This is a genomic window from Micrococcus sp. ACRRV (genome assembly GCF_022346985.1).
Lineage (GTDB): Bacteria > Actinomycetota > Actinomycetes > Actinomycetales > Micrococcaceae > Micrococcus > Micrococcus porci.
Window position 1 is genome coordinate 1 of sequence record NZ_JAKRNH010000137.1, and the last position, 5,288, is coordinate 5,288.

The 5,288-nt window shown below is 72.1% G+C and carries 3 protein-coding genes and 1 pseudogene; 3 read left to right on the forward strand and 1 reads right to left on the reverse strand.

Annotated features, from left to right (window positions below):
* Nucleotides 1–117: 117 nt before the first annotated feature.
* The gene (locus MHY29_RS11085) at nt 118–1,077 is read right to left on the reverse strand and encodes a cation diffusion facilitator family transporter (protein WP_224356135.1); all 960 of its coding nucleotides are present in this window, start codon (nt 1,075–1,077) and stop codon (nt 118–120) included.
* 74 nt (nt 1,078–1,151) lie between these two features.
* Here MHY29_RS11085 and MHY29_RS11090 point away from each other — a divergent pair, with 74 nt between their 5' ends.
* From MHY29_RS11090 to MHY29_RS11100, 3 genes and pseudogenes are all read left to right on the forward strand, one after another.
* A complete protein-coding gene (locus tag MHY29_RS11090; protein WP_224356136.1) occupies nt 1,152–2,006 on the forward strand; it encodes a TrmH family RNA methyltransferase in 855 nt (284 codons plus the stop codon).
* Nucleotides 2,007–2,134: 128 nt separating this feature from the next.
* A complete protein-coding gene (locus MHY29_RS11095) occupies nt 2,135–3,892 on the forward strand; it encodes an ABC transporter ATP-binding protein (protein ID WP_224356137.1) in 1,758 nt (585 codons plus the stop codon).
* Nucleotides 3,889–5,166: pseudogene (locus MHY29_RS11100) on the forward strand (ABC transporter ATP-binding protein); the annotation flags it as partial. The gene MHY29_RS11095 and the pseudogene MHY29_RS11100, both read left to right, overlap by 4 nt.
* Nucleotides 5,167–5,288: the final 122 nt, after the last annotated feature.

Consider the following 5,288-nt stretch of genomic DNA (forward strand, 5'->3'; position numbering starts at 1 on the left):
CCCCAGGTCGGTCGGGGCGGCCAGGAAGCGCAGGGTCACCTCGCGGCGTCGGTCGAGGCGGGGGTGCGGGCGGCGTCGTCGGTCATGGGGCCATGATGCCCGCTCCCCCCGGTGGCGTCAGGGATGCGCCGTGTGATGGGCGTCGTCCGCGGCGATGGCGGCCGTCTCCAGCTGGAATGTGGAGTGCGGCACCGCCAGCGGGAAGTGCTCGCGGGTGCACTCGCGGAGCTGCTCGAGGATCTGCGCGGCGTGCCCATCGGTGAAGCAGCCGTCCTCCACCACCACATGGGCCGTGAGCACCGGGAGCCCGGTGGCGACCGTGGAGGCGTGCAGGTCGTGGACCTCCAGCACGTGCTCGACCTCCAGCAGGTGGGTGCGCACCTCGTCGAGGTCGAGGCCCTCCGGGGTGAACTCCAGCAGCACCCGCAGCGTCTGCCGCAGCAGGGACACCGCCCGGGGGACGATCAGCACCACGATCAGCAGGCCGGCCACGGCGTCCGCGCGGGTCCACCCGGTGACCGCGACGACGGCGGCCGCCGCGATCACGCCCAGCGAGCCCAGGGCGTCGTTGACCACCTCCAGGAACGCCGCCCGCATGCTCAGGTTGGCCCCGCGGGAGGAGGCGAGCACGGCCGCCGCCGCCAGGTTCGCGGCGAGGCCGAGCACGCCGAACAGGAGCATCCCGGTGCCGTCCACCGCCGGGGGCTCCACCAGCCGGCGCACCGCCTCGACGGCGGAGTAGGCGCCCACGAGCAGCAGCAGCGCCGCCTGGCCCAGGGCGGCCACGACCTCCAGGCGACGCAGCCCCCAGGTGCGCCGCGGCGTCGCCGGACGCGCCATGAGGATCGCGGCGACGAGGGCGACCGCCAGCCCGGAGGCGTCGGTGACGGCGTGGGCGGTGTCCGTGAGCAGGGCCAGCGAGCCGGTCAGGGCCGCGCCCACCGCCTGCGCGAGGACCACGGTCCCCGCCAGGGCCAGGGCGATCCACAGGCGCCGCCGCAGGGCCGGGTCCGCGGCGGCCTCCTCCGGCGAGGGGCCGTGCGCGTGGTCGTGGTGGTGCTCGTGAGGGGTGGACATCGGGCTCCTCCTCGGGGTCGTTCCGACCCTACTGCGGCCCTGTGCCGTCCGGGCCCCCGCCTAGGATAGCGGACATGTCCTCCGAGTCCCCCGCACAGCCCGCCTCCGCCGACCAGCCCGCCGAGGCTCCCGCCGGTGTCATCGTCGACCCGAAGGACGCCCGCCTCCGCAAGGTCCGCGAGCTGCTCAAGGGGAAGAACAAGGCCTCGCGCGCCATCATCGTGGACGACGAGGAGAACCTCCTTGCCGCCCTCGCCGCCGGCGTCGAGCTGTTCACCGTCTTCCACGGGGAGGACGCCGAGCTGCCCGCCGCGCTCGCGGCCGTCCTGCCCGCGGACCAGGACGTGCAGGTCGTCTCCACGCACGCCGCCAAGGAGCTGTTCGGCGTCGAGCGCCGCTCGCGGGTCTTCGCCCTGGCCCGCCGTCCCAAGCCGCTGACGGTGGCGGAGGTGCTGGAGCACCCCGGGGACGTGCTCGTGCTGGACGGGGTGAAGCTGATGGGCAACATCGGCGCGATCACGCGTTCGGCGCGCGCCCTGGGCGCCGCGGGCCTGGTCCTGGTGGACGCGGACCTCGCCTCCGTCACGGACCGCCGCCTCATCCGCGCCTCCCGCGGCATGGTGTTCTCCCTGCCGGTGGCGCTGGCCTCGGCGGACGACGTCGCCGCGCAGCTGGCCGAGGCCGGCGTCCCGCTGGTCTCGCTGGACCTGGGCTCGGAGAAGGCCCTAGACTCCGTGGCGGAGATCCCCGGGCGCGTGGCGCTGTTGCTCGGCTCGGAGAAGCACGGGCCCTCCGCCCGGCTCGCCGAGACGGCCGAGCACACCGTCAGCATCACGATCCACCCCGAGGTGGAGTCCCTGAACGTCTCCGTCTCCGCCGCGCTGGCGCTCTACGAGCGCCGCGCGTCGAACCCGCTCCCGCAGGCCTGACGCCCGGGTCACGGCCCGGCGTGCCGAGCGCCCCAGGCCGCCGGAGTGCTTCAGGCGTTCTCTCTTCCCAGGTGTGTGTCGCCTGACCGCACCCCGCCCGCCCCGTCCACGCCTCGCGAGGGAGTCCCATGCTCTGGACCCTGCTGCGCCGCCACCTGAACCCCTACGCGGGCGCCGTGACGGCGGTGATCGTGCTGCAGCTGGTCAGCACGCTCGCCATGCTCTACCTGCCCAGCCTCAACGCCAGGATCATCGACGAGGGCGTGGCCCGCGGGGACACCGCCCGGATCTGGGACCTGGGCCTCGTCATGCTCGGCGTGGCCGCGGTGCAGGTGGTCGCCGCGATCAGCGCGGTCTGGTTCGGCGCGAAGGCGTCCATGGGCGTGGGCCGCGACCTGCGCCGCGCCGTGTACACCCGGGTGGACGGGTTCTCCGCGGAGGAGCTGGGCCGGTTCGGCGCGGCCACCCTCATCACCCGCGGAACCAACGACGTCAACCAGGTGCAGATGCTCACCCTGATGGCCCTGAACTTCATGGTGGCGGTGCCCATCATGGCGGTCGGCGGCATCGTCATGGCCGTCCGCGAGGACGCCGGGCTCTCCTGGCTGGTGTGGGTGTCCGTGCCGCTGCTGCTGGTCATCGTCGGGTTCATCGTGTCCCGCCTGATGCCCCTGTTCCAACGCATGCAGGACGACATCGACGCCGTCAACGGCGTCATGCGCGAGCAGGTCATGGGCATCCGCGTGGTGCGGGCCTTCGTCCGGCAGGACCACGAGGCGGCCCGCTTCACGGACGCCAACCAGGCGTTGACGGACACCTCCGTGAGGATCGGCCGGCTGTTCGTGCTGCTGGGTCCGGTGATCACCATGGTGCTGCACCTGGCCACCGCGGCCGTGCTGTGGTTCGGCGGGCACCGGGTGGACCAGGGACTCGTGCAGATCGGCTCCCTGACGGCGTTCATGCAGTACCTCCTGCAGATCCTCATGGCCGTGATGATGGGCACCTTCATGATGATGATGCTCCCGCGCGCCGTGATCTCCGCCCGCCGCATCGGCGAGGTCCTGGACACCGCCCCCACCCTCGGCGAGCCGGTGCACCCGGTGACCCCCGAGCGTCGGGAGGGCCGCGTGGAGCTGCGGGACGTGACCTTCGCGTACCCGGGCGCCGAGGCGCCCGTCCTGGACGGGGTGTCCTTCACCGCGGAGCCCGGCACCACGACGGCGATCATCGGCGCCACCGGCTCCGGCAAGTCCACGCTGGTCAACCTCATCCCGCGCCTCTACGACGCCACGTCCGGGCAGGTGCTGGTGGACGGCGTGCCCGTCACCGACCTGGCCCGCGCCGAGCTGACCGACGCCGTGGCGATCGTCCCGCAGAAGCCGTACCTGTTCTCCGGGACGGTCCGGGACAACATGCGCTTCGGCGCCCCCGAGGCCACCGACGAGCAGATCTGGGCGGCGCTCGAGACCGCGCAGGCCGCGGACTTCGTGCGCGAGCGCACCACCGGCGAGGGGGAGACCGCCGCGTCCGGCCTGGACTCGAGCCTGTCCCAGGGCGGCACGGACGTCTCCGGCGGCCAGCGCCAGCGCCTGTCCATTGCCCGCGCCCTCGTCGCGGACCCCCGGATCCTCCTCTTCGACGACTCCTTCTCCGCGCTCGACGTCACCACCGACGCGACGCTGCGGGCCGCCCTGGACGCGAGCGCCGCGCAGACGACGCGCGTCGTCGTCGCCCAGCGGGTGGCCACCATCACCGACGCCGACCAGATCGTGGTGCTGGAGGCCGGCCGCGTGGTGGGGCGCGGCACCCACGCCGAGCTGCTGGCCGGCAACGAGACCTACCGGCAGATCGTGGACTCCCAGGTCCGTGAGGAGGAGCTGGCATGAGCGAGCAGCTGACCGACCAGGAGATCGTCGAGCTGCAGGAGTCCGGGGCCACCGACGAGTGGGGCGGCGGTCCCGGCCGCAAGGCCAAGGCGTTCTGGCCCTCCGCGAAGCGCCTGCTGGGCCTGTTCCGCACCGAGAAGGCCGGGCTCGCGCTCGTGGCCGCCATGGTGCTCGTGGCCGTGGTGTTCAACGTGTGGGCGCCGCACGTGCTCGGCCGCGCCATGGACGTGCTGTTCGGTGGCGTGATCTCCAAGGGGATGCCCGCCGGCGTGAGCCGGGAGCAGGTCATCGAGGGCCTGCGCGGGCAGGGTCAGGGCCAGGCCGCGGACATGCTCTCCGGCATGGACTTCACGCCCGGCCAGGGGATCGACTTCGACGCCCTCGCCCGGCTGATCCTCACCGTGCTCGGCATGTACGTGGTGGCCCAGGGCTTCATGTGGCTGCAGGGCCGCGTCCTCAACGACGTCGTCATGCGGATCGTCTTCCGCCTGCGCGAGCAGATCGAGGCCAAGCTGAACCGGCTGCCCCTGAGCCACTTCGACACCCGCCAGCGCGGCGACCTGCTCTCCCGCGCCACCAACGACGTCGACAACGTCCAGCAGGCCATGCAGCAGGCGTTCGCCACGCTCGTGTACTCGGTGCTGACCATCTTCGGCATCGTCGGGATGATGTTCTGGCTGTCCTGGGAGCTGGCCTTGATCGCCCTGATCGCGCTGCCCGTGGCCGGCGTCGTGGTCGGCGTGGTCGGCAAGAAGTCCCAGGCCCTGTTCACGGCGCAGTGGCGCGAGACCGGCCGGCTCAACGGGCACATCGATGAGTCCTTCACCGGGCACGAGCTGGTCACCGTGTTCGGCCGGCAGCGGGACATGGCCGAGCGCTTCGACGAGCGCAACGACGCCATGTACGAGGCCTCCTTCAAGGCCCAGTTCTACTCCGGGATGATCATGCCGATCATGCAGTGGGTGAACTGGCTGGGCTACGTGGGCATCGCCGTCGTGGGCGGCCTGCGCGTGGCCAACGGCCAGATGACCCTGGGCGCCGTGACCGCGTTCATCCAGTACTCCCGCGAGTTCAACCAGCCGCTGGGCCAGGTGGCCGGCATGTCCAACATGCTGATCTCCGGCGTGGCCTCGGCCGAGCGCATCTTCGAGCTGCTCGACGAGCCGGAGGAGGAGCCGGACGACGTCGTCGCGGCCCGGGCGGACGACGACGTCGCCCACCTCCCGCAGCCCGTGGCGGGGCGCGTGGAGTTCGAGCACGTGCGCTTCTCCTACATGTGATGTCCAGGGACGTTGTTGCGTGAGCAGCTGACAGGCGAAGGCCTCCTGTTGCGAGAGTGGAGTTGTCAAGAAACCGCTCACGCGAACAGAAGGCCTTCATGTCCCACGCTAACGCC

Excerpts from the sequence above, each read along its gene's own strand:
- MHY29_RS11085 (WP_224356135.1), bottom strand. The coding sequence starts at position 1,077 with ATGTCCACCCCTCACGAGCACCACCACGACCACGCGCACGGCCCCTCG.
- MHY29_RS11090 (WP_224356136.1), top strand. The coding sequence starts at position 1,152 with ATGTCCTCCGAGTCCCCCGCACAGCCCGCCTCCGCCGACCAGCCCGCC.
- MHY29_RS11095 (WP_224356137.1), top strand. The coding sequence starts at position 2,135 with ATGCTCTGGACCCTGCTGCGCCGCCACCTGAACCCCTACGCGGGCGCC.